Consider the following 24,673-nt stretch of genomic DNA (forward strand, 5'->3'; position numbering starts at 1 on the left):
GGTCAAATAAAGTGCGTATAATCCGCCGCCATGACTCGTACCCGATCTTCTCGCAAACCCTCAAAACGTCCCTCATCCGGGCTGCGCCCCTGGCTTGGCTGGGCCCTTAAACTGGGCCTGGTGGGCCTGGTCGTGCTGGTCGGCTTTGCCGTCTATCTGGACGCTATTGTCCAGGAGAAATTTTCAGGCAAGCGCTGGACGATCCCCGCCAAGGTCTATGCCCGGCCGCTGGAGCTGTTCGTTGGGCAAAAGTTGGCCAAGAGCGACTTTCTCACCGAGTTGGACGCCTTGGGCTACCGCCGCCAGACATCGGTCAACGGCCCTGGCACTGCCTCGGTGAATGGCAACGCGGTGGAGTTGAACACCCGGGGCTTTCAGTTTTATGAAGGGGTCGAGCAGGCGCAACCGGTCAGAGTGCGGTTCTCGGGGGACTATGTCTCCGAACTTACCTCTGCCCAAGGTGCGAAGGTCTCGGTGGTGCGCCTTGAGCCTTTGCTCATTGGCGGCCTTTACCCGAAAAACCTGGAAGATCGCATCCTGATCAAACTCGATCAGGTGCCGCCTTACCTGCTCGATACCCTGATTACCGTCGAAGACCGGGATTTCTACCACCACTTTGGTGTGTCGCCCAAATCCATCGCCCGAGCGTTTTGGGTCAACGCGTCTTCCGGTTCGATGCGCCAGGGCGGTAGTACTCTGACCCAGCAGTTGGTCAAAAATTTCTACCTGACCAACGAGCGTCGTTTAAGCCGCAAGTTGACTGAAGCGATGATGGCGGTGCTGCTGGAGCTGCATTACGACAAGCAGGAAATTCTCGAGGCTTACCTGAACGAAGTCTTCATCGGTCAAGACGGTCAGCGCGCGGTGCATGGTTTCGGCCTGGCCAGCCAGTTCTTCTTCAGTCAGCCGCTGTCGGAGCTCAAGCTGCACCAAGTGGCGCTGCTAGTCGGCATGGTCAAAGGGCCTTCTTCCTATAACCCTCGGCGTAACCCAGAGCGGGCGCTCGAGCGGCGTAACCTGGTACTTGACCTCTTGGCCCAGCAAGGCGTGGCGACCCAGGAAGCAGTGGACGCCGCGAAGAAAATGCCCCTGGGGGTGACGGCGCGTGGCAGCCTGGCGGACAGCTCTTTCCCAGGCTTCCTCGACCTGGTCAAACGCCAGTTGCGCGAAGACTATCGCGATGAAGACTTGACCGAAGAAGGCCTGCGGATCTTCACCAGTTTCGACCCGATCCTGCAAATGAAGGCCGAAACTGCAGTGACGGAAACGTTTAAACGCCTGGCCGGCCGCAAGGGCGCCGACGAGGTGGAGGCCGGCATGGTGGTCACGAACCCGGAAAGCGGGGAAGTGCAAGCCGTGGTCGGCAGTAAGGTGCCGGGCTTTGCGGGCTTTAACCGTGCTTTGGATGCGGTGCGGCCGATCGGCTCGTTGATCAAACCGGCGGTCTACCTAACGGCGCTTGAGCAGCCGAGCAAGTACACGCTTACCAGTTGGATACAGGACGAGCCCTTCTCGGTCAAAGGCGCCGACGGGCAGATCTGGAAGCCGCAGAACTACGAACGCACGGCCAATGGCACGGTGTTCTTGTACCAGGGGCTGGCACATTCTTATAACTTGTCGACGGCCCGCTTGGGCTTGGACGTGGGCGTACCGAATGTGCTGAAAACCTTGGGTAGGCTAGGGGTTGAGGTCGACTGGCCGGCGTATCCGGCCATGCTGCTGGGGGCCGGCGGCCTTTCGCCCATGCAGGTTGCGACGATGTATCAGACCCTCGCCAATGGCGGCTTCAACACGCCAATGCGGGGTATTCGCAGCGTGTTGACCGCCGAAGGCGAACCGCTCAAGCGCTATCCCTTCCAGGTTCAGCAGCGCTTCGACCCGGCGTCTATTTATTTGATTCAGAATGCGATGCAGCGGGTCATGCGCGAGGGGACCGGGCGCTCGGTGTACAACGTGCTGCCTTCCTCGCTGAACCTGGCGGGTAAGACCGGCACCAGCAATGATTCGCGTGACAGCTGGTTTGCAGGCTTTAGCCAGGACATCCTGGCGGTAGTCTGGCTAGGCCGCGACGATAATGGCAAGACGCCGTTTACCGGTGCCACGGGGGCGTTGCAGGTGTGGACCCAGTTTATGAGCAAGGCCGACCCATTGCCGTTGGACATGCCTCAGCCCGACAACATCGTACAAGCCTGGATCGATGCTAAGACCGGCCAGGGCTCCGATCAGGGTTGCCCTAATGCCGTGCAGATGCCGTATATTCGTGGCAGTGAGCCGCCACCCGGCGCCGCCTGTGGGGGTAGTCAGGCCCCGGGAGGCGCGGTGATGGACTGGGTTAAAGGCTGGTTGAACGAGTGAGAGGGTACTAAGTGAACAAGTGGTTGTTTCCTGCATTGACGGCGCTGGCGCTGCTCAGTGGCTGTGCCAGCGTCCAGCGTGGCTCGATCCCGGTGGTGGACTCTGGGTCTGCGGTGTCCAACGGCGAGCGCGTATCGCGCACTGGCGGCGGCTATCGCCAGCCCGTGCCAGTACAGCAGCAGGCGCAAAGCCTGCCTGAAGACTCTGGCGTCGTGGTGATGATTCCTGGCGGCGGCGGTTCCCAGCCGATCCAAAGCTACCCGGCCGGCGCTGGCAGCAGCATGCCGATTACCCCTGGCCCTGTTTCCTCCGAGCCGATTACACCAGGCCCGAGCAGCTCGGCGGGCGCTTACGCGAGTGCGCCGTCCACTAGCTATTCAATGCCTCCCTCCAGTGCGCCGAGTGGTATTCCTTCGGCCGGCGGCGGCTTGGCGGCTGACGAACAACTGGACGGTCCAGTGCTGTCTCTGTTGACCACCGCCCAGCAACAGCAAAGCGGCGGTGACCTCAACGGCGCGTCCTCGAGCCTCGAGCGTGCACAGCGCATTGCGCCACGTGAGCCGCAAGTGCTTTATCGCCTGGCTCAGGTGCGTTTGGCCCAAGGCGATGCCGCCCAGGCTGAGCAGCTCGCGCGTCGAGCTTTGACCTACGCCAACGGCCGTCCAGACCTGCAGTCAAGCCTGTGGAATACCATTGCCCAAGCTCGCGACCGCCAGGGTGACGCGGCCGGCGCTGCGCTGGCGCGTCAGAAAGCTAAGGTTAGCGGTTGATGGATAAACGTTTTCCCGAGTTGGCCGAGCAGTTGTTGCTCATCGAGCGTGAGTTGCGCCAGCAGGGCTGGTGGCAGGAAACTCCACCCAGTCCGCAGGCGCTGGCCAGTGTCGAGCCGTTCAGCATCGATACGCTGGACTTCGATCAGTGGCTGCAATGGGTGTTCCTGCCGCGTATGAAGCTAATTCTGGAGCAGGACCTACCCTTGCCCAATGCTTCGGGCGTACTGGCAATGGCTGAAATGGTTTATGCCAACGACGCCAAGCGCAGCCAGGGCCTACGGGCGCTGTTGGCGCGCTTCGACGAGTTGATCACTCAGGCCGGTTGAGTCAGGGCCTAAGGTTTCGGCGCGCCAAGCCCCTTACAGTTGTTATCGATCAGGGCTTGCACCTCATCGATCTTGGTTTGGCGTTCTTCCTGGGTAAGGAACTTGTATTCGCCGTCCACCTCCATGCGGATCCTCGGGTTGTTTTTCAGCGTAGCCAGATTGGTGCGCACGCCTGTGCAGAATTTGCGGTCCCTGGCGGTGTTCTCGGCCACTTGGCGTTTGACCTTGGCGTCGATAGCGCGCTGCTCCACGTCACCGTCGCTGTCGCCGACGGCCGGCGCGCCTGGTGGCGGCACCGGCTTGGCGGGCTGTACGGTGGTCGCCGGGCGCCCAACGGGCGGTTGGGCGTCGAAATGGGTCACCCCTTGGGCATCGACCCATTTATAAATCTGGCCCGCCATCAGCGTGGGGCTCACGGCAAGCATCAGGCTTGCCAGCAGGGTTGTGCAGCGCATGTTCGATCCTTAGTGGTCCTGGCCGAGAAATTACCACATTCGTCGCCAGGCGAACCTTTTGTCATGGTTCTAGCGGCTATCTGTGCAATAAAACGCACGGATGACTTGACTTGTCGCTGGCTAATCAGAACAATTCAAAGTCCGCTGTAATGGGATTGCCAGAAGCAGGCCCATTCAGCAGAGCACAGGCGCACACCCGCGCCGACCTGTTACACCCGCAACGCGTTACCTCGCGCTGGGTGGGAAAACCCCGCAACATTTGGGGCATCCCAATACTTGCTCAGTCAGTGCTGACGTAGTCGGCGACCACCGTCGCTCATGCTCTGCTGGCAGTAAACCTAAAAGACCCGCTCCCCTTGAGCGGTATTCTGGCGTTTTAGAGGTGAACAACGTGGAGCTTTTATCTGGCGCTGAGATGATCGTCCGCTTTTTGCGCGACGAAGGCGTTAAGCACATCTATGGGTACCCCGGCGGTGCCCTTCTGCATGTTTACGATGCCTTGTTCAAAGAGCCTGAAGTGGAGCACATCCTGGTGCGTCACGAGCAGGCTGCTACGCATATGGCCGATGGCTATGCGCGCGCGACAGGTAAAGCCGGGGTGGTTCTGGTGACTTCCGGCCCGGGGGCGACCAACGCCATTACCGGTATCGCCACCGCCTACATGGACTCCATTCCCATGGTGATTCTGTCCGGCCAGGTCGCGAGCACCCTAGTGGGTACCGATGCATTCCAGGAAACCGACATGATCGGTATTTCCAGGCCTATCGTGAAGCATAGCTTCATGATCAAGCATGCTTCGGAAATCCCTGAAGTCCTGAAAAAAGCCTTTTATCTGGCTCAGTCCGGTCGGCCAGGCCCAGTGGTCGTGGACATTCCCAAGGACATGACCAACCCGGCTGAGAAATTCGAATACCTGTACCCCAAGAAAGCCAAGCTGCGCTCCTATAGCCCAGCGGTCCGCGGCCATTCCGGGCAGATCCGCAAGGCCGCCGAAATGCTCCTGGCCGCCAAGCGGCCGGTGATGTATGCCGGTGGCGGGGTGATCCTGGGCGGCGCGTCGGCGCATTTGACCGAGTTGGCGCAAATGCTCAACCTGCCGGTGACCAATACTCTGATGGGGCTCGGCGCTTACCCTGGTATGGATCGGCAGTTCGTCGGCATGCTGGGCATGCATGGCAGCTACACCGCCAACCTGGCGATGCACCACGCCGACGTGATCCTGGCCGTGGGCGCGCGTTTTGACGACCGCGTGATCAACGGTGCGAGCAAGTTCTGCCCGAACGCCAAGATTATCCACATCGACATCGACCCAGCTTCTATTTCCAAAACCATCAAGGCCGACGTGCCGATCGTGGGGCCGGTGGAGAGCGTGTTGAGCGAGATGGTCGCGATCCTCAAGGAAATCGACCAGGCGCCTAACAAAGAAGCCGTTGCCAGCTGGTGGAAGCAGGTGGACGAGTGGCGCGGTGACCGCGGCCTGTTCCCCTACGACAAGGGCGACGGGTCGATCATCAAGCCGCAGACCGTTATCGAGACCCTGTGTGAAGTGACCGAAGGCGAGGCCTACGTGACCTCCGATGTTGGCCAGCACCAGATGTTCGCTGCCCAGTATTATCGGTTCAACAAGCCTAACCGTTGGATCAACTCCGGCGGCCTGGGCACCATGGGTTTTGGCTTTCCAGCCGCCATGGGCGTGAAGATGAGTTTCCCAGAGGCGCACGTTGCCTGTGTCACTGGTGAAGGCAGTATCCAGATGAACATCCAGGAGCTGTCGACCTGCCTGCAATATGGGCTGCCGGTGAAAATCATCCTGCTCAACAACGGCGTACTGGGCATGGTCCGCCAGTGGCAAGACATGAGCTACGGTGGGCGCCACTCGCACTCCTATGTGGAGTCGCTGCCAGATTTCGTCAAGCTGGTCGAGGCCTACGGCCACGTGGGCATTCGTATTACCGACCTCAAAGATCTCAAGCCGAAAATGGAGGAGGCGTTCGCTATGACGGACCGCCTGGTTTTCCTTGATATCCAGGTCGACACCAGTGAGCACGTCTACCCGATGCAGATCAAAGATGGGGCGATGCGCGACATGTGGCTGAGCAAGACGGAGCGTACCTAACCATGCGGCACATTATTTCCTTATTGCTGGAAAACGAACCGGGCGCGCTGTCCCGGGTCGTTGGGTTGTTTTCGCAACGCAACTACAACATCGAAAGCCTGACCGTTGCGCCGACCGAAGACCCGACCCTGTCGCGTCTGACGTTGACCACTGTGGGCCATGATGAGGTGATCGAGCAGATCACCAAGAACCTCAACAAGTTGATCGAAGTGGTCAAGTTGGTGGACCTGTCGGAAAGCGCCCATATCGAACGCGAACTGATGCTGGTCAAAGTGAAGGCCACGGGGGCTCAGCGGGCGGAAATCAAGCGCACCACTGATATCTATCGTGGGCAGATCGTCGACGTCAGCGCCAGTGTCTACACCGTTCAATTGACCGGTACCAGCGACAAGCTGGACAGCTTCATTCAGTCCATCGGCACTGCCTCGATTCTCGAAACCGTGCGCAGCGGCGTCACCGGGATTGCCCGTGGCGACAAAGTGCTGAGCGTTTAACCAATCAATTTCTACGGCCCTTAGCGGGCCTGCTAACTGGGGATATATTTCATGAAAGTTTATTACGATAAAGACTGCGACCTCTCCATCATCCAAGGCAAGAAAGTCGCCATCATCGGTTACGGTTCCCAGGGCCACGCCCAAGCGTGCAACCTGAAAGACTCCGGCGTAGACGTCACTGTTGGTCTGCGTAAAGGTTCGGCCACTGTCGCCAAGGCCGAGGCCCATGGTTTGAAAGTCGCTGATGTCGCCACCGCCGTTGCCGGCGCTGACCTGGTCATGATCCTGACCCCGGACGAGTTCCAGTCCCAGCTGTACAAGAACGAAGTCGAGCCAAACATCAAGCAAGGCGCGACACTGGCGTTCTCCCACGGTTTTGCGATCCACTACAACCAAGTCGTACCGCGCGCCGACCTCGACGTCATCATGATCGCGCCTAAGGCCCCTGGCCACACAGTGCGCACCGAGTTCGTCAAAGGTGGTGGTATCCCTGACCTGGTCGCGGTTTACCAGGACGCTTCGGGCAATGCCAAGAACGTTGCCTTGTCTTACGCTTCGGGCGTGGGCGGCGGCCGCACCGGTATCATCGAAACCACCTTCAAGGACGAGACCGAAACCGACCTGTTCGGTGAGCAGGCCGTACTGTGCGGCGGTACCGTTGAACTGGTCAAAGCCGGTTTCGAAACGCTGGTAGAAGCGGGCTACGCGCCAGAAATGGCCTACTTCGAATGCCTGCACGAGCTGAAGCTGATCGTTGACCTCATGTACGAAGGCGGCATCGCCAACATGAACTACTCGATCTCCAACAACGCCGAGTACGGCGAGTACGTGACGGGCCCGGAAGTGATCAACGCCGAATCCCGCCAGGCCATGCGCAATGCTCTCAAGCGTATCCAGGACGGCGAGTACGCCAAAATGTTCATCAGCGAGGGCGCCACTGGCTACCCATCGATGACCGCCAAGCGTCGCAATAACGCTAACCACGGTATCGAAGTGATTGGCGAGAAGCTGCGCTCGATGATGCCTTGGATCGCGGCGAACAAAATCGTCGACAAAGCCAAGAACTGATACAGATTCTTGGTGTGAAAACGCGGCCTTGGCCGCGTTTTTTCGTTATGGTGTTCAGCTTCTGGTATAACGCTGCAACGTTTGCAGACGAACCCTCGGCGCAGACGTTTGTCGAAACTTTCCACACCGTTGCAAGGTACTGTCCATGACCGAACGTCCCGAAGAGCCCAACAAGGCTTCTGACGCCGAAAGCCTACTGCCAATCGATGAGCATGTCGAAGAAGGGCATGACGCTGAAGGGCGCAAAGTCCGGCATCGCGGCATCTATCTGCTGCCTAACCTGTTCACCACGGCCAACCTGTTTGCAGGTTTTTACTCGATCATCAACTCGATCAGCGCCCAGAGCGCCCTGAGCGCAGGCAACCCGCTGGAGGCCAGCAAGTATTTCGCGTTTGCCGCGATCGCGATTTTCGTTGCTATGGTGCTCGACGGCCTGGATGGGCGTGTCGCTCGCATGACCAATACCCAAAGTGCCTTCGGTGCGGAATATGACTCGCTGTCCGATATGGTCGCCTTTGGCTTGGCGCCTGCGATCCTGGCCTTTGGCTGGGCGTTGAGTGATATGGGTAAGGTCGGCTGGATGGTCGCCTTTATCTACGTGGCCGGTGCGGCTTTGCGTTTGGCTCGGTTCAACACCCAAGTGGGCAAGGCCGACAAACGTTATTTCATCGGTTTGGCCAGCCCGGCTGCTGCAGGCGTAGTGGCGGGCACCGTATGGGCGTTCAGCGACTACGGCGTTCAGGGCGTGAAGATGACCTTCTTCGTGTCTTTCATGGTGGCTGTGCTGGTAGCGGCGGCAGGCATGCTGATGGTCAGCAACATCAAGTACAACAGCTTCAAGGAGCTGGACCTAAAAGGGCGTGTGCCGTTCGTGGCCATCCTGGCGGTGGTACTGGTGTTTGCAGTGATCTTCAGCGACCCGCCACGCATCCTGCTGCTTATCTTCCTGGGTTATGCGGCGTCCGGTCCGATTCAGTATTTGTTACGTATGCGCCGGCATAAAAGCGTGGAATAGTCCGTAATTTCGCGCACACTCCGTAGTCTATTGATGAATCCCAACTCGTCAGTAACACGGAGTGGTCATGCTCATAAAGCTTCCCAAAGCCTCAGACTGCAACGAGTCTGAGGTTACCCCCCAATCTGTTTATCTGTCCCGGCGGGCTTTGCTCGGTGGCTCAGCCGCTGCGTTAGCCGTGGCTGGTCTGCCACGCTGGGCGAACGCAGCTACCGCATCCCAATATGCCGAGGTTACGCCAAGCGCCGCGCCCGCGTGGCTCAGTGACAAGATCGCTGCGGCCCAGTGGCAAGCCATGACGGTGCCAGGCGAAGCGATTACGCCTTTCAAGGACGCCACCCACTACAACAACTTTTACGAGTTCGGTACCGACAAGGGCGACCCGGCGGCGAACGCTGGCAGCCTGAAGACCGAGCCTTGGTCGGTGGTGATTGACGGGGAGGTCGGTAAGCCTGGGCGTTATGCGCTGGAAGACTTCATGCAGCCCTACGCACTGCAAGAGCGTATTTACCGCCTGCGCTGTGTGGAGGCTTGGTCCATGGTCATTCCTTGGCTAGGCTTTCCCATCTCCGCGCTGCTCAAGCAGGTGGAGCCCACCAGCAAAGCCAAATACATTCGTTTCGAAACCCTGAAAGACCCGCAAAGCATGCCCGGCCAGCGCTCGAATTTCGCGCTGATCGACTGGCCTTATGTGGAGGGGCTGCGTTTGGATGAGGCGATGAACCCGCTGGCCATTCTGGCCGTGGGTATGTATGGGCGCGAACTGCCTAACCAAAACGGCGCGCCCTTGCGCTTGGTGGTGCCGTGGAAGTATGGCTTCAAGAGCGTGAAGTCCATCGTGCGTATCTCCCTGACCAGTGAGCAGCCCAAGACCACTTGGCAAAGCATCGCGGCCAACGAGTATGGCTTCTATGCCAACGTTAACCCGGCGGTGGACCACCCGCGCTGGACCCAGGCTCGTGAGCGGCGCTTGCCCAACACCCTGTTCAAACCGAACGTACGTGAAACCTTGCCTTTCAATGGCTATGGCGATGAGGTCGCTGCGCTTTATCAGGGCATGGACTTACGGAAGGACTATTAATGCGTTATCCGTTGTGGCGCTTCGGCGTGTTCCTAATTATTGCTGTTTGGCCACTGTGGTGGTTGTACCAGGCATGGATATTTGCCTTGGGGCCAGACCCAGGCAAGGTATTGGTCGATCGGTTAGGCCTGGGAGTGTTGGTGCTGTTGCTGATCAGCCTATGCATGACGCCGTTGCAAAAGCTGAGCGGGTGGCCAGGATGGATCGCCGTGCGGCGGCAATTGGGCTTATGGTGCTTCGCCTATGCCTGCCTGCATCTGGCGGGCTATTTGTTTTTCATCCTTGGCTTGGATTGGGCGCAGTTAGGTGTGGAGTTGCGTCACCGGCCCTACATCATCGTCGGCGCGCTGGCATGGTTGTGCCTGCTGGCTTTGGCGGTCACCTCTAATCGCTACAGTCAGCGGCGGCTGGGCAGCCGCTGGAAGAAACTGCATCGGCTGAGTTACTGCATTCTCGGGCTAGGCCTGCTGCATTTTCTGTGGATTGTGAGGGCAGACCTGGAGGAGTGGTTTGTCTACGCCTTTATCGGAGGGCTGCTGCTTATAGTGCGCTTGCCTTTCATTCAGCGCCGTATCCCACGCTTAACTAGGCCTAAGGCTGGAATTTCAAAATAGGTGAGTATTAGGGCTTGACGGCAAATCCAAACGCTCTATAATTCGCCCCACTTCCGGCGCAGTCGAAACGGAAAACTCCTTGAGAATCAATGCTTTATCTCAAGTAGAGTGGTAATAAGCTGTGCTACGAAGGGTTTCGATGAGTTGATCGAAAGCGGTTTAAAAAGGTGGTTGACAGCGGTTTTAAACGCTGTAAAATTCGCCTCCCGCTAACGAGTGATCGAAGCGGTCAAGTGGTTGAAGTTGCTAGAGATTCTCTGGAAAGACTTCAAAATAAACGCTTGACAAGATGCAAGGCTAGCGTAGAATGCGCGCCTCGGTTGAGACGAAAGAATCAACCCACCGCTCTTTAACAACTGAATCAAGCAATTCGTGTGGGTGCTTGTGAGCTCAGACTGATGTCAACTAGATTATCAGCATCACAAGAACTCCACGAGAAATCAAAGAGTTACCTCGATCCTTCGGGTTCGAGTTTGCGATTGCTGAGCCAAGTTTAGGGTTTTTACAAAACCCATGCAGTATTGAACTGAAGAGTTTGATCATGGCTCAGATTGAACGCTGGCGGCAGGCCTAACACATGCAAGTCGAGCGGTTGAAGGGAGCTTGCTCCCTGATTCAGCGGCGGACGGGTGAGTAATGCCTAGGAATCTGCCTGGTAGTGGGGGACAACGTTTCGAAAGGAACGCTAATACCGCATACGTCCTACGGGAGAAAGCAGGGGACCTTCGGGCCTTGCGCTATCAGATGAGCCTAGGTCGGATTAGCTAGTTGGTGGGGTAATGGCTCACCAAGGCGACGATCCGTAACTGGTCTGAGAGGATGATCAGTCACACTGGAACTGAGACACGGTCCAGACTCCTACGGGAGGCAGCAGTGGGGAATATTGGACAATGGGCGAAAGCCTGATCCAGCCATGCCGCGTGTGTGAAGAAGGTCTTCGGATTGTAAAGCACTTTAAGTTGGGAGGAAGGGCATTAACCTAATACGTTAGTGTTTTGACGTTACCGACAGAATAAGCACCGGCTAACTCTGTGCCAGCAGCCGCGGTAATACAGAGGGTGCAAGCGTTAATCGGAATTACTGGGCGTAAAGCGCGCGTAGGTGGTGTGTTAAGTTGAATGTGAAATCCCCGGGCTCAACCTGGGAACTGCATCCAAAACTGGCACGCTAGAGTATGGTAGAGGGTGGTGGAATTTCCTGTGTAGCGGTGAAATGCGTAGATATAGGAAGGAACACCAGTGGCGAAGGCGACCACCTGGACTGATACTGACACTGAGGTGCGAAAGCGTGGGGAGCAAACAGGATTAGATACCCTGGTAGTCCACGCCGTAAACGATGTCAACTAGCCGTTGGGAGCCTTGAGCTCTTAGTGGCGCAGCTAACGCATTAAGTTGACCGCCTGGGGAGTACGGCCGCAAGGTTAAAACTCAAATGAATTGACGGGGGCCCGCACAAGCGGTGGAGCATGTGGTTTAATTCGAAGCAACGCGAAGAACCTTACCAGGCCTTGACATCCAATGAACTTTCTAGAGATAGATTGGTGCCTTCGGGAACATTGAGACAGGTGCTGCATGGCTGTCGTCAGCTCGTGTCGTGAGATGTTGGGTTAAGTCCCGTAACGAGCGCAACCCTTGTCCTTAGTTACCAGCACGTTATGGTGGGCACTCTAAGGAGACTGCCGGTGACAAACCGGAGGAAGGTGGGGATGACGTCAAGTCATCATGGCCCTTACGGCCTGGGCTACACACGTGCTACAATGGTCGGTACAGAGGGTTGCCAAGCCGCGAGGTGGAGCTAATCTCACAAAACCGATCGTAGTCCGGATCGCAGTCTGCAACTCGACTGCGTGAAGTCGGAATCGCTAGTAATCGCGAATCAGAATGTCGCGGTGAATACGTTCCCGGGCCTTGTACACACCGCCCGTCACACCATGGGAGTGGGTTGCACCAGAAGTAGCTAGTCTAACCTTCGGGAGGACGGTTACCACGGTGTGATTCATGACTGGGGTGAAGTCGTAACAAGGTAGCCGTAGGGGAACCTGCGGCTGGATCACCTCCTTAATCGACAGACTCAGCTGTTTCATGAGCACCCACACGAATTGCTTGATTCATTGAAGAAGACGATAGAAGCAGCTTTAAGCCTGGCTCAAAGCTACAAGCTCGAAATTGGGTCTGTAGCTCAGTTGGTTAGAGCGCACCCCTGATAAGGGTGAGGTCGGCAGTTCGAATCTGCCCAGACCCACCAATTTTGTGTGGGAAATGCCTGTAGTTATACGGGGCCATAGCTCAGCTGGGAGAGCGCCTGCCTTGCACGCAGGAGGTCAGCGGTTCGATCCCGCTTGGCTCCACCATTACTGCTTCGTGTTATAGAGCTTAGAAATGAGCATTCCACCAAACCGGTGCTTGAATGTTGATTTCTAGTCTTTGGCTAGATCGTTCTTTAAAAATTTAGGTGTGTGATAGAAGTATAGACTGAAGGCCACTTTCACTGGTGGTGTTCAGGCTAAGGTAAAATTTGTGAGTTGCTCTCAGGAGCAAGTGCGAATTTTCGGCGAATGTCGTCTTCACAGTATAACCAGATTGCTTGGGGTTATATGGTCAAGTGAAGAAGCGCATACGGTGGATGCCTTGGCAGTCAGAGGCGATGAAAGACGTGGTAGCCTGCGAAAAGCTTCGGGGAGTCGGCAAACAGACTGTGATCCGGAGATGTCTGAATGGGGGAACCCAGCCATCATAAGATGGTTATCTTGTACTGAATACATAGGTACAAGAGGCGAACCAGGGGAACTGAAACATCTAAGTACCCTGAGGAAAAGAAATCAACCGAGATTCCCTTAGTAGTGGCGAGCGAACGGGGACCAGCCCTTAAGTTGGTTTGAGATTAGCGGAACGTTCTGGAAAGTACGGCCATAGTGGGTGATAGCCCTGTACGCGAAAATCTCTTATCAATGAAATCGAGTAGGACGGAGCACGAGAAACTTTGTCTGAATATGGGGGGACCATCCTCCAAGGCTAAATACTACTGACTGACCGATAGTGAACTAGTACCGTGAGGGAAAGGCGAAAAGAACCCCGGAGAGGGGAGTGAAATAGATCCTGAAACCGTATGCGTACAAGCAGTGGGAGCAGACTTGTTCTGTGACTGCGTACCTTTTGTATAATGGGTCAGCGACTTATATTCAGTGGCGAGCTTAACCGAATAGGGGAGGCGTAGCGAAAGCGAGTCTTAATAGGGCGTTTAGTCGCTGGGTATAGACCCGAAACCGGGCGATCTATCCATGGGCAGGTTGAAGGTTGGGTAACACTAACTGGAGGACCGAACCGACTACCGTTGAAAAGTTAGCGGATGACCTGTGGATCGGAGTGAAAGGCTAATCAAGCTCGGAGATAGCTGGTTCTCCTCGAAAGCTATTTAGGTAGCGCCTCATGTATCACTGTAGGGGGTAGAGCACTGTTTCGGCTAGGGGGTCATCCCGACTTACCAAACCGATGCAAACTCCGAATACCTACAAGTGCCGAGCATGGGAGACACACGGCGGGTGCTAACGTCCGTCGTGAAAAGGGAAACAACCCAGACCGTCAGCTAAGGTCCCAAAATCCTGGTTAAGTGGGAAACGATGTGGGAAGGCTTAGACAGCTAGGAGGTTGGCTTAGAAGCAGCCACCCTTTAAAGAAAGCGTAATAGCTCACTAGTCGAGTCGGCCTGCGCGGAAGATGTAACGGGGCTCAAACCAGGTACCGAAGCTACGGGTATCATCTTAGGATGATGCGGTAGAGGAGCGTTCTGTAAGCCTGTGAAGGTCAGTTGAGAAGCTGGCTGGAGGTATCAGAAGTGCGAATGCTGACATGAGTAACGACAATGGGTGTGAAAAACACCCACGCCGAAAGACCAAGGTTTCCTGCGCAACGTTAATCGACGCAGGGTTAGTCGGTCCCTAAGGCGAGGCTGAAAAGCGTAGTCGATGGAAAACAGGTTAATATTCCTGTACTTCTGGTTACTGCGATGGAGGGACGGAGAAGGCTAGGCCAGCTTGGCGTTGGTTGTCCAAGTTTAAGGTGGTAGGCTGAGATCTTAGGTAAATCCGGGATCTTAAGGCCGAGAGCTGATGACGAGTGTTCTTTTAGAACACGAAGTGGTTGATGCCATGCTTCCAAGAAAAGCTTCTAAGCTTCAGGTAACCAGGAACCGTACCCCAAACCGACACAGGTGGTTGGGTAGAGAATACCAAGGCGCTTGAGAGAACTCGGGTGAAGGAACTAGGCAAAATGGCACCGTAACTTCGGGAGAAGGTGCGCCGGTGAGGGTGAAGGACTTGCTCCGTAAGCTCATGCCGGTCGAAGATACCAGGCCGCTGCGACTGTTTATTAAAAACACAGCACTCTGCAAACACGAAAGTGGACGTATAGGGTGTGACGCCTGCCCGGTGCCGGAAGGTTAATTGATGGGGTTAGCGCAAGCGAAGCTCTTGATCGAAGCCCCGGTAAACGGCGGCCGTAACTATAACGGTCCTAAGGTAGCGAAATTCCTTGTCGGGTAAGTTCCGACCTGCACGAATGGCGTAACGATGGCGGCGCTGTCTCCACCCGAGACTCAGTGAAATTGAAATCGCTGTGAAGATGCAGTGTATCCGCGGCTAGACGGAAAGACCCCGTGAACCTTTACTATAGCTTTGCACTGGACTTTGAATTTGCTTGTGTAGGATAGGTGGGAGGCTTTGAAGCGTGGACGCCAGTCTGCGTGGAGCCAACCTTGAAATACCACCCTGGCAACTTTGAGGTTCTAACTCAGGTCCGTTATCCGGATCGAGGACAGTGTATGGTGGGTAGTTTGACTGGGGCGGTCTCCTCCTAAAGAGTAACGGAGGAGTACGAAGGTGCGCTCAGACCGGTCGGAAATCGGTCGTAGAGTATAAAGGCAAAAGCGCGCTTGACTGCGAGACAGACACGTCGAGCAGGTACGAAAGTAGGTCTTAGTGATCCGGTGGTTCTGTATGGAAGGGCCATCGCTCAACGGATAAAAGGTACTCCGGGGATAACAGGCTGATACCGCCCAAGAGTTCATATCGACGGCGGTGTTTGGCACCTCGATGTCGGCTCATCACATCCTGGGGCTGAAGCCGGTCCCAAGGGTATGGCTGTTCGCCATTTAAAGTGGTACGCGAGCTGGGTTTAGAACGTCGTGAGACAGTTCGGTCCCTATCTGCCGTGGACGTTTGAGATTTGAGAGGGGCTGCTCCTAGTACGAGAGGACCGGAGTGGACGAACCTCTGGTGTTCCGGTTGTCACGCCAGTGGCATTGCCGGGTAGCTATGTTCGGGAAAGATAACCGCTGAAAGCATCTAAGCGGGAAACTTGCCTCAAGATGAGATCTCACTGGAACCTTGAGTTCCCTAAAGGGCCGTCGAAGACTACGACGTTGATAGGTGGGGTGTGTAAGCGCTGTGAGGCGTTGAGCTAACCCATACTAATTGCCCGTGAGGCTTGACCATATAACACCCAAGCAATTTGACTCGAGAGAGCGGATTGCGGTGTTGTGAAGACTGCAGAGTCCGAAAATTTGCACTCACAAACCACCGATATCACACACCTGATTTGCCGAGACGCGTAAGCGCATCGGTACCCGAATTTCTTGACGACCATAGAGCCTTGGAACCACCTGATCCCATCCCGAACTCAGTAGTGAAACGATGCATCGCCGATGGTAGTGTGGGGTTTCCCCATGTGAGAGTAGGTCATCGTCAAGATTAAATTCCGAAACCCCCATCTGCGTAGGCAGGTGGGGGTTTTGTTTTTTCTGCTAAAACCTTAGCGATACGTTTGTGCTTCGCAGCTGATAGGATACTTCGATCTTGTCTCTGCCAGATCACTCCATGCCTGATCCTGCTGGTATGTCTCGCCTCGCTGCCCTGCCACTCGATAAACTCATCGCCTGCCACGACTGCGACCTGCTTTTGTCGCCCCCCGCATTGTCTTCCGGGGAGAAGGCGGTGTGCCCGCAGTGCGGCCACGAGCTTCACGTGCAGCGCCATAATGTTGTGATGCGTAGCCTGGCCCTGGTCATTGCCGCCTTGGCGCTGTACATCCCGGCCAATTTCCTGCCCATCATGCATCTGAACCTGTGGGGGCAAAGCTCCAACGAAACTCTCTGGAGCGGCGTGCTGGGCCTGTATAACAGTGGCATGCAGGGGGTGGCCCTGGTGGTCTTCCTTTGCAGCATGGCCATTCCCTTGGTCAAGTTGCTGTGTCAGCTAGTGGTGCTACTGAGTATTCGCCTGAACTGCGGCCGCTCGCTGGGTGTGCGGCTCTATCGGTATTACCACCACCTGCGTGACTGGGGCATGCTCGAGGTCTACCTCATGGGCGTATTGGTGGCTATCGTCAAGCTGGCCGATATGGCTCAGTTGAGTCTGGGCATTGGCCTGGCCTGCTTTGTCGGGTTGTTGCTAACCCAAGTGTGGTTAGAGGTTTGTATGTCGCCGCAGCAGATATGGGGCGCACTGTCACACCAGGGGGCCTATGCGGGCGATTGATGCCGGTATCCTGATCTGCCTGGACTGCCATCAACTCAACCGGCAGGCACCCGGTCCCGATGGGCAGCCCTGTAGCCGCTGCGGCGCCCCAGTGTATCGCCGCCGGCCCAACAGCCTGGCGCGTACCTGGGCGCTGTTGATCACCGCCGCTATCCTATATCTACCGGCTAACCTGCTGCCCATCATGACGGTGAGTTCGCTCGGGCAGGGCAAGCCGGACACCATCATGTCTGGGGTCATCACGCTGATGCAGCACGGCATGCTGCCGATTGCCGCTGTCGTGTTCATCGCCAGTATTCTGGTCCCCACGTTCAAATTGGTGGGGCTGGGTTTACTGTTGTACTCGGTGCAACGCCGCCAGCCCCTTTCCGCCCGCCAGCGCGTGGTGATGTACCGCTTTATCGAATTCATTGGGCGTTGGTCGATGCTGGATATATTCGTCATTGCCATTCTGGTGGCGGTGGTCAATTTTGGCCGAATCGCCAGTGTCGAGGCCAATCTCGGGGCGGTGGCTTTTGCCAGTGTGGTCATCTTGACCATGCTGGCCGCTGTTACTTTTGACCCACGGCTAATTTGGGATAACACGGAGTCGGACCACGATCATGAATGATCTGCCTAATGCCAATATTCGCCCGGCGTCCAATTGGTCGGCTATTTGGGTTCTACCGATCATTGCCCTGATCATCGGCGGCTGGCTCGGCTGGCGTGCCTACAGCCAGAGTGGCATCGAAGTCCAAGTGCGCTTTCTCAGTGGTGAGGGGATTCAGGTCAACAAGACCCAAGTCATCTACAAAGGTATGTCGGTGGGCAAGGTCACCGCGCTGGAGCTAGACGAAGCTGCAGGCAATACCGGGGTCATTGCCACCCTGGAGATGGCCAAGGCGGCTGAACCCCATTTGCTGGCTGGCACGCGCTTTTGGCTGGTCAAGCCCAGCGTGACCCTGGCGGGTATTACCGGCCTCGAAACCCTAGTGTCGGGTAACTACATCGCCATAAGCCCTGGCGAAGGGGAGCCCGCACGGTCTTTCAAAGCCCTGTCTGAAGCGCCCCCGCTGTCCGACCGAACGCCGGGCTTGCACATTACCCTCAAGGCAGAGCGGCTGGGCTCGCTAAACCGCGACAGCCCGGTGTTCTATAAACAGATCCAGGTTGGCCAAGTCAAAAGCTACACGCTGTCTGAAGACCACAATACGGTGGAGGTGAAGATCTTCATTCAGCCGCCTTACGCCAGCCTGGTGCGCAAACATACGCGTTTCTGGAACGCCAGCGGCATCAGCGTCGATGCCAGCCTTTCGGGTTTGAAGATCCGTAGTGAGTCCCTGGCCAGTATCGCGGCGGGCGGTATTTCTTTTGCCACCCCTGAGCATCGTAAAGACAGCCCGCCCACCGACCCTAGCCTGCCGTTCCGGCTCTACGAGGACTACGACGCGGCCCAGGCCGGCATTAAAGCCAAGGTTAAGCTTAGTGAGTTCGAGGGCCTGCAGGCAGGGCGTACGCCTGTTATGTACAAAGGTATCCAAGTGGGTTCATTGAAGGACCTAAAAGTCGATGCCGACATGTCCAGTGCCATGGCCGAACTCACCCTAGACCCCCTAGCCGAAGATTACCTAGTGGAGGGCACGCAGTTCTGGCTGGTCAAACCTTCTCTGTCACTGGCGGGCATCACCGGCCTGGAAGCCTTGGTCAAGGGTAATTACATCGCAATACGCCCCGGCGATAAAGGCGCCAAACCGCTGCGCGAATTCGAGGCGCTGGCTAAGGCTCCCCCGCTCGACTTGCGCTCGCCGGGCCTCCACATGGTGTTGCTCAGTGACACCCTCGGTTCGCTCGACGTGGGCAGCCCGATTCTTTACCGCCAGGTCAAAGTCGGGACGGTGCAGAGCTACCAGTTTTCGCGCACGCGCCAGCAATTGGTCATAGGTGTCCATATCGAGCAGGAGTACGCCAGCCTGGTGAACGGTTCGACGCGTTTCTGGAATGCCAGTGGCGTTACATTGAGTGGAGGCTTGACCACTGGCTTGCAGATCAAGAGTGAGTCGTTGTCCAGCCTGATGGCCGGGGGCATCGCATTCGACACGCCGCAAGCGAATGTCGCCCTGAAAGAACGCATTCCCCAATTCCGCCTTTTTGCCAACCGCGAAGCAGCGCAGCAGTCTGGTACGGCCATCACGATCAAGGTCGAGCGCGCCGATGGTATCCAGGCAGGCACGCCGATTCGTTTCAAAGGGCTGGAGGTCGGCAAGGTCGAAGCGGTCGATTTGAGTGCTGACCTGCAGTCTGTAGTCCTCAAAGCCCGTATCAGCGAAGTGTCCGAGCGTATTGCCCGAGCCGGCAGCCAGTTTTGGGTCGTGCGGCCTGAGCTGGGTATCAGCAAAACCGCCAATCTGGAGACCCTGGTGACGGGTCCATATTTGCAAGTGATCCCTGCCGGCAAAGGCGCGGCGCGTCAGTCCGAATTTACCGCCCTGGCTCAGGCGCCCGACCTCGCCGCCCGCGAGCCCGGCCTGAGCTTGGTACTGAGCACACCACGCCGCGGTTCCATCAAGCCAGGCGTGCCCGTGACCTACCGTGAAGTGCCAGTTGGCAAAGTGACTGGGGTTGAATTGGGGCAAAACGCCGATCGGGTATTGGTCCATGTGCTCATCCAGCCGCGCTATGTGCCGCTGGTGCGCAGCGGCAGTCGGTTCTGGAGCAGTAGCGGGGTGGCGGTGGATTTCGGCTTGTTCAAAGGCCTTTCGGTCAATACCGAGTCACTCGAAACGTTGGTCAGTGGCGGTATCGCCTTTGCTACCCCTGAGGGCGAGCGGATGGGGGCGGTCGCTAAATCACAGCAAACCTTCGCCTTATTCGATAAACCTGAAGAGGAGTGGCAGCAATGGGCGCCGAAAATCCCCTTGGGCAGTGCGCCTTGAGGGGTTAGAGCTTTCCGTCAGGGCCGCCCAGCCCCAATAACGCCCCTGAGGCCGCGAACGGCCCAGGGGCGCCTACTCAAGCGTTTTCGGTGGCAGGGTTGGTGGCTTTCGCCTCATCGTGGCGGCGGATGTACTTCCAGTCGGCTTCGTCAATGTAGATCCCATTGGGGCCGCTACCGCCTTCCAGGTCAATCGCTACCCGTGCCGACACCTGCGGTTTCACACTGGCCAGGATGGGCACGAAGCCCAACTGCAAACTGGTCTCCAGCAACGCCGCCTGGTTGCGTTCATCGATGTCTGCCGCTTCGTCGAGGTAGTACGGTAGGCGAACGCGCCCGGCCAGGTCGCGGTCCATCAAATGCAGCAACAAGTACATGTTGGTCAGTGCCTTGATGGTCATGGTCGTGCCATTGGAGGCGGCACCGTCGATGTCGGTATGGATCACTGGCTGGCCGTTGACTTTGGTGATTTCGAATGCCAGTTCGAACAAGTCCTTCAAGCCCAGCTGGTTGTGGTTGGCGGCCACCAGGCGCGCCAGGTACTCCTTGGCTTCCTCGTTTTTGTTGTCCTGCTCGGCGCTCTGGCTCAGGTCGAATACCGACAGGGTTTCGCCCTCTTCGTACTGGCCTGCGCTATGGATGATCTGGTCGATATGTTTGAGCGCTTCCTTGTTCGGCGCCAGGACGATCCGAAAGCTTTTCAGGTTGGAGACTTGGCGTTTGTTGATCTCCCGGTTGAACAGCGCCAATTGGTGTTCCAGGCTGTCGTAGTCGCTGCGGATGTTACGCAAGGTGCGCGCAATGTCGGTCACGGCGGCACGGCGCGCTTTGCCCAGGGTCAGCGCTTCGTCCTGGCGGTGGGCGTAGGCATTGATCAGCAACTGCAGGCGACGCTCGACGTCGTCCTCGCTGTCGAACTTCGCCACCCCTTTCAGACGTACTTGGGCATATAGCGCTTCGATCTGCCCATCGACGCGCAACAGGCTCTGCCAGCTGTCCTGGTAGTCGTTAAGCAACGGCAGCAGGTTGTCCATCGAGTCGTCCACCGGCTCCATGAACGGCGTTCCGAACGGCAAGTCCGCTGGCAGCAATTGACGCCGCCGTAGGGCGTCATCGAGAGTGCGCTGCTTGGCTTCCATATCGGCAATCTGGCGGCCGACCAGTTGCAGCTTGGCCGACAATTGCTGGACCCGCTCGGTGAAGGCATCGCTGGAGCGCTTGAGTTCGTCTTGCGCTGCTTCCAGTTGCGCCAATTGCTCGAGTTTGTCTCCCTCTTCGGCACTTAGGGTCTGGCTGCGGCGGTAGTCTTCCAACGCTTTTTGCGCATCCAGTACCTGCTGGTACAAGGCTTCAGTCTGGGTTTTGCTGGCCGCGCGATCGGCGGCCACCGCTTGCTGGGTCTTGAGCTGCTTGAGTTCTTTTTCCAGGCGTTCTTTCTGATCACGCAAGGCAGCGCGGTCAGCCAGCGCTTGAAGCGCCGGAGGCTCGATATGGGTGAGGTCGATGGCAATGCCCGGCGCTTCGAAGCGCTCACCTTTGAAACCATCCAGAATGGCTTCCAGGGATTTAACCCAGGCGTCGCTGTCATCCAGGGCAATACCCTGTTCGCCCAAGGGCAAGCTGAACAGCGCGCTGTTGAATAGGCGCATCAGGCGTTCGACGTCTTGTTGCGAGAATTCTTCGCGCAAACGGGCGTAGCTGTTGTTGTCGGCGTGGTCGAGTTGCTGCTTGACCGACTTCAAGCGTTTTTCCAGGTCGCGCAGACGTTCCTCCAAGTCCTCAGCGGTGAACTGGCGTGACTGCGCCAACGCACCCGCCAACTCGTCGTGGGCATCTTTGGCGACCAGCAGTTGCTGCTCCAGCACCCGCACGTCATCGACCAGGGCAAAGCGCTGCTTGAGCACCGCAAGCTCACCGATCCAGCGCTGAATCCCACTGACTTCGCGCTCCAGGCGCATCAATTCTTGGGTACCACCGCGTTGGTCCTGTTGCAGCGAATCCTGTTCGTGGCGGTAGTGTTCGGCCTGTATCGTCAGTTCTTCCTTGCGCGCGCCGGCGTAGTCTTGCCAGGTGCCCAGCAGCGAGTCGAGCAACGGCGAGATACGGTGCAGTTTGCCGCGCAGCAGGTCGCGTTGATGCACGCCATTGGCCAAGGCTTCGACCAACGGCCCGGCAGCCACCAGCGCTTGGTAATCCTGTTCCATGCGCCTAACGTCGCGGAAGGCTTCTTCGCAGGCGGCGATGTAGTCGACGCTGCCCGACCGCAAGCTGTGTTCGAAGGCGTCGAGAAACAGCTGTTTAAGCTTGGCGGCGGTGATCTCGCGCATATGCAGCAGGTTGATGAACAGCGCGCGGAAGGTCTTCAGGCTTTGCTCGCTGGTGGACCGCAGCGGGATCAGCGTGAGGTCCAGCGGGATGGAGGTGTGGCCCCCCACGAGCAGCCGCCGCAGTTCATCGGGTTTGAGCTCGTAGGCTTTCAGGCCGTTGCGTTCGAGGTTGCTGAACAGCTCTTTCTGCCGCAGGCAGGTATCGTCTTTTTGATAATGCGCCAGGTCCAACTCACCTGCATAAGCGAAGAACTGGTGGCCGAAACCGCCGCCAGGGCCGCGCCCGACCACGCCGATGACGTGGCGGCCGTGGGGCAGCGCCACCTCGCACAAGATGTAGCTGGTGTCCGTGGCGAAGTAGAAACGGCGTGACTGTTCCAGGCTGTATTTGCCGAAGCTCATGTCCGACATGCGCGCGAGAATCGGGAACTGTAGCGCGTTGATCGAAGCACTCTTGCCCAGGTTATTGGCGCCGTACACCGACAGCGGGTGCTCCAGCGGGAAAAGCCCCAGGCTGTAGCCTGCTGTGTTCAGCAGCGCGAAGCGGCGGATGCCATAGCGTTCCTGGCTCATACGTCGATCTCCTGGCGGCGTTCTTCGGCAATGGCCCGGGCCAGCGCGTCTTCTTCGGTTTCGTCGGCTTCCTCGAATGGGCTCAGGTCGAGGGGGTCATCGGTTTCCAGCAATTTTTCGTCGCTGTCGTCATCCACCAAAATGGGCGCAGGCAGGGGCAGGGCACTGTGTACGCTGGCGGCTAGGTCGCGGTCTTGTTGGACCGACAGGCAGACGTCGAGGAATCGATGCATGGGCGGTAGAAACCGGTAGATACCGTTTTCTTCGCTGGCAAAACCCAGTTGGGTCATGCGGCGCATGATTTTTTCTTCCAGTTCGTCCTGGGTCTGTACTTCGGCCTGGAGAAACAGGTCGCGGTATTTGTCCAGCATCGACGGCAATTCGTCGCGGCCCAGGCTGCCGCCGTCGAGCACGGCCATAGGGTCGCGACCCTGGTCGGCCAGGTGCTCGACCAGAATGAAGGTGAACAGCGAGAGGCGCTGGGCGGTCTTGTTGACCTGCGCGGCGGCCAATTCAGGGACGAAATAATAAAAACCGCGGGTGTCGCAGACCAGTTCGAAGCCCAGGGCTTTGAACAAGCCGCGGTAGGCGTCCTGGCAGTTCGACAGTTGCGCGTAGAGCTCGGGGTCACGGCGGCTGATGTGAAAGCCCTTGAACAGCTCGCGGAAGATCGGCGCCAGTTGGCTCAGTTCGGATAAATCAAGATGCATGTGGGGTGCTCGCAGAGGGTTCCAGCGGTGCGGCAGTGGCCGCCTCGGCGCTGGAAAGCAGGGCGAAGGAGCGCAGGCTGACCTGATGCTCGTGGGTGGAGTAGTCGCGCCGGGCCAAGCGCTGGCGGGTGAAGCGTTTGTCCCGCGAGAGGCGGGAAAACCAGTAGAGCAGCTCATCGGTCGCGCCATTGGGCTCTTGCTCCAGCAGCCAGACCATGAGGTCTGGCAGGGGCAGGGCGTCTTCGCAGCGTTCGAGCATTTCTTTGACCGTGCGCGGTGCCCGGGGCGTTTCGCCCTTTTGGGTCTTGTGGGCGCGCGGAAACTGCGCCGGCTTGGCCTCGAAACGGGCCAAGGCATAGACATAGGCTTCGACTTGGCTGGCGCTGCCCAGGAACGTACTCTGCGGCCGGGTGAACAAAGGCATGGCTGCCTGGGGTACGGCATCGAGCCCCTTGCGACGGATGGCCGACAAGGCCAACGCGGCGCCGCGGGTCACGGCATTGTGCCGGCGCGCCTCTTCACGCAGCGGCAGCAGCAGTTCGCGCGCATGGCGCAGGGTGAGCTGGGCGCTGGTCTGCATTTCCAGGATCCGCGCATGGGTGCGCAGCAGCATGTCGTCATCCACCAGGTGGCCCAGGCGTTGTTGCTCACTGAGCAGACGCAGCAGGACATTCTCCACTTTGCGCACGCCCTGCTCGAAAGCACCGTCGGCATTGACCAACTGAATCATGGGTTCGACGTATTCGTCCCACGTGGCCAAGACCTCGGCGTAACGCTGGCGCAGCGGAATCTGGCGATCGCTGGTTTTGGCCCGCTCGGCCACCGCGACCAGAGCCTGCTCGTCGTTGGCGAGTTTTTTCAGTACGTCGCGCACGCGCATGTCGAGCAAGCGCAACTGGCGGGCCAGGTCGGCGCCGTCGCGAATATCGAATGCGTCCTGAATGTGCCCGGCCAGGCGCTCCAGGTGGCGTAAATAGGCTTCGATCTCCAGGCACAAACCCAGCCGGTGCTCGCGGCGCAGGTAGGCCAGGAAGTCGTGGATCTGGGCGTTCAGCTCAAACCGGTTTGGGCTTTTTGCCACAGGGACCAAAATGTCCAGGCGTATCCACACATCCAATAGATGGGTGATGTCCTGGGGGGTACTGTCCAATTGCTGGGCGGCCAATTGCAGGCGCAGTTCGCTCAGGCTCAGGGTGCCTTGGTCAAAGTGCTCGCACAGGGGCTCGAGCAGCGCCCAGTGTTCGGCGAGGGCGCGCAAGACGCGCTTGGGTTCGATCATTGGCTGGTCGACTCATTGCCAGGTAAAAGGGGCAATTGTACTGCATC

General features: G+C 57.7%; 16 protein-coding genes, 2 tRNA genes and 3 rRNA genes. 17 read left to right on the forward strand and 4 right to left on the reverse strand.

From position 1 onward, the window contains the following. The first annotated feature begins 30 nt into the window (after positions 1-30). From mrcB to QCL65_RS04110, 3 genes are read left to right on the forward strand one after another with little or no spacing between them, the layout of a single operon-like run. A complete protein-coding gene (gene mrcB / locus QCL65_RS04100; protein ID WP_407315022.1) occupies positions 31-2,355 on the forward strand; it encodes a penicillin-binding protein 1B in 2,325 nt (774 codons plus the stop codon). A gap of 11 nt (positions 2,356-2,366) precedes the next feature. After that, on the forward strand, positions 2,367-3,125 hold the full coding sequence (locus QCL65_RS04105; protein ID WP_407315023.1) for a tetratricopeptide repeat protein: 759 nt from the start codon (positions 2,367-2,369) through the stop codon (positions 3,123-3,125). Continuing rightward, positions 3,125-3,454, forward strand: a complete 330-nt coding sequence (locus tag QCL65_RS04110) for a YqcC family protein (protein WP_407315024.1) — start codon at positions 3,125-3,127, stop codon at positions 3,452-3,454. The genes QCL65_RS04105 and QCL65_RS04110 overlap by 1 nt, the downstream gene beginning before the upstream one ends. 8 nt (positions 3,455-3,462) lie before the next feature. Here QCL65_RS04110 and QCL65_RS04115 read toward each other — a convergent pair whose 3' ends face one another. Beyond that, a complete protein-coding gene (locus tag QCL65_RS04115) occupies positions 3,463-3,909 on the reverse strand; it encodes a DUF4124 domain-containing protein (protein ID WP_407315025.1) in 447 nt (148 codons plus the stop codon). 391 nt (positions 3,910-4,300) lie between these two features. Between QCL65_RS04115 and QCL65_RS04120 the strand changes: the two genes are divergently transcribed. The 14 genes from QCL65_RS04120 (at position 4,301) to QCL65_RS04185 (ending at position 19,738) form a co-directional block, all read left to right on the forward strand. Further along, positions 4,301-6,025: an acetolactate synthase 3 large subunit gene (locus QCL65_RS04120; RefSeq protein ID WP_407315026.1), complete on the forward strand. Its 1,725-nt coding sequence runs from the start codon at positions 4,301-4,303 to the stop codon at positions 6,023-6,025. Positions 6,026-6,027: 2 nt separating this feature from the next. Continuing rightward, on the forward strand, positions 6,028-6,519 hold the full coding sequence (ilvN, locus tag QCL65_RS04125; RefSeq protein WP_057008762.1) for an acetolactate synthase small subunit: 492 nt from the start codon (positions 6,028-6,030) through the stop codon (positions 6,517-6,519). 51 nt (positions 6,520-6,570) lie between these two features. After that, a complete protein-coding gene (gene ilvC, locus QCL65_RS04130; RefSeq protein WP_407315027.1) occupies positions 6,571-7,587 on the forward strand; it encodes a ketol-acid reductoisomerase in 1,017 nt (338 codons plus the stop codon). A gap of 145 nt (positions 7,588-7,732) precedes the next feature. Then, complete coding sequence (gene pssA, locus QCL65_RS04135) at positions 7,733-8,602, forward strand: CDP-diacylglycerol--serine O-phosphatidyltransferase (protein ID WP_407315028.1); 870 nt, start codon at positions 7,733-7,735, stop codon at positions 8,600-8,602. A gap of 67 nt (positions 8,603-8,669) precedes the next feature. Beyond that, the gene (gene msrP / locus QCL65_RS04140) at positions 8,670-9,683 is read left to right on the forward strand and encodes a protein-methionine-sulfoxide reductase catalytic subunit MsrP (RefSeq protein WP_407315029.1); all 1,014 of its coding nucleotides are present in this window, start codon (positions 8,670-8,672) and stop codon (positions 9,681-9,683) included. Next, positions 9,683-10,297, forward strand: a complete 615-nt coding sequence (gene msrQ / locus QCL65_RS04145; protein ID WP_407315030.1) for a protein-methionine-sulfoxide reductase heme-binding subunit MsrQ — start codon at positions 9,683-9,685, stop codon at positions 10,295-10,297. The genes msrP and msrQ overlap by 1 nt, the downstream gene beginning before the upstream one ends. A 523-nt stretch (positions 10,298-10,820) precedes the next feature. Beyond that, positions 10,821-12,357: ribosomal RNA gene (locus QCL65_RS04150) — 16S ribosomal RNA — on the forward strand. A gap of 107 nt (positions 12,358-12,464) precedes the next feature. Then, positions 12,465-12,541 (forward strand) — tRNA-Ile (locus tag QCL65_RS04155). A gap of 30 nt (positions 12,542-12,571) precedes the next feature. Continuing rightward, positions 12,572-12,647, forward strand: a tRNA-Ala gene (locus QCL65_RS04160). Between the two features lie 245 nt (positions 12,648-12,892). After that, a 23S ribosomal RNA gene (locus tag QCL65_RS04165) occupies positions 12,893-15,785 on the forward strand. A gap of 139 nt (positions 15,786-15,924) precedes the next feature. Further along, positions 15,925-16,040: ribosomal RNA gene (gene rrf, locus QCL65_RS04170) — 5S ribosomal RNA — on the forward strand. Together the 16S, 23S and 5S rRNA genes with 2 tRNA genes alongside form the textbook arrangement of a ribosomal RNA operon. Before the next feature lie 126 nt (positions 16,041-16,166). Next, positions 16,167-16,826 carry a paraquat-inducible protein A gene (locus QCL65_RS04175; protein WP_407315031.1) on the forward strand — a complete coding sequence of 220 codons (660 nt, stop codon included), beginning with the start codon at positions 16,167-16,169 and terminating at the stop codon, positions 16,824-16,826. Next, entirely contained in the window at positions 16,813-17,436 is a 624-nt protein-coding gene (locus tag QCL65_RS04180; protein ID WP_407315032.1) for a paraquat-inducible protein A, read from the forward strand. The genes QCL65_RS04175 and QCL65_RS04180 overlap by 14 nt, the downstream gene beginning before the upstream one ends. Next, the gene (locus QCL65_RS04185) at positions 17,429-19,738 is read left to right on the forward strand and encodes an MlaD family protein (protein WP_407315033.1); all 2,310 of its coding nucleotides are present in this window, start codon (positions 17,429-17,431) and stop codon (positions 19,736-19,738) included. The genes QCL65_RS04180 and QCL65_RS04185 overlap by 8 nt, the downstream gene beginning before the upstream one ends. Before the next feature lie 76 nt (positions 19,739-19,814). On the opposite strand, the gene mksF is transcribed toward QCL65_RS04185, so the two are convergent. Genes mksF through mksB form a run of 3 tightly spaced genes read right to left on the reverse strand, consistent with a single transcriptional unit; the run spans position 19,815 to position 24,626 of the window. Continuing rightward, complete coding sequence (mksF, locus tag QCL65_RS04190) at positions 19,815-22,637, reverse strand: Mks condensin complex protein MksF (RefSeq protein ID WP_407315034.1); 2,823 nt, start codon at positions 22,635-22,637, stop codon at positions 19,815-19,817. Continuing rightward, a complete protein-coding gene (gene mksE / locus QCL65_RS04195) occupies positions 22,634-23,347 on the reverse strand; it encodes an Mks condensin complex protein MksE (protein WP_407315035.1) in 714 nt (237 codons plus the stop codon). The genes mksF and mksE overlap by 4 nt, the downstream gene beginning before the upstream one ends. Beyond that, positions 23,337-24,626 (reverse strand): Mks condensin complex protein MksB, encoded by a 1,290-nt coding sequence (gene mksB / locus QCL65_RS04200; protein ID WP_407315036.1) that lies wholly within the window; start codon positions 24,624-24,626, stop codon positions 23,337-23,339. The genes mksE and mksB overlap by 11 nt, the downstream gene beginning before the upstream one ends. Between the last annotated feature and the right edge of the window lie 47 nt (positions 24,627-24,673).

Source organism: Pseudomonas sp. nanlin1 (genome assembly GCF_045571515.1).
In the GTDB taxonomy this organism is placed as follows: Bacteria; Pseudomonadota; Gammaproteobacteria; order Pseudomonadales; family Pseudomonadaceae; genus Aquipseudomonas.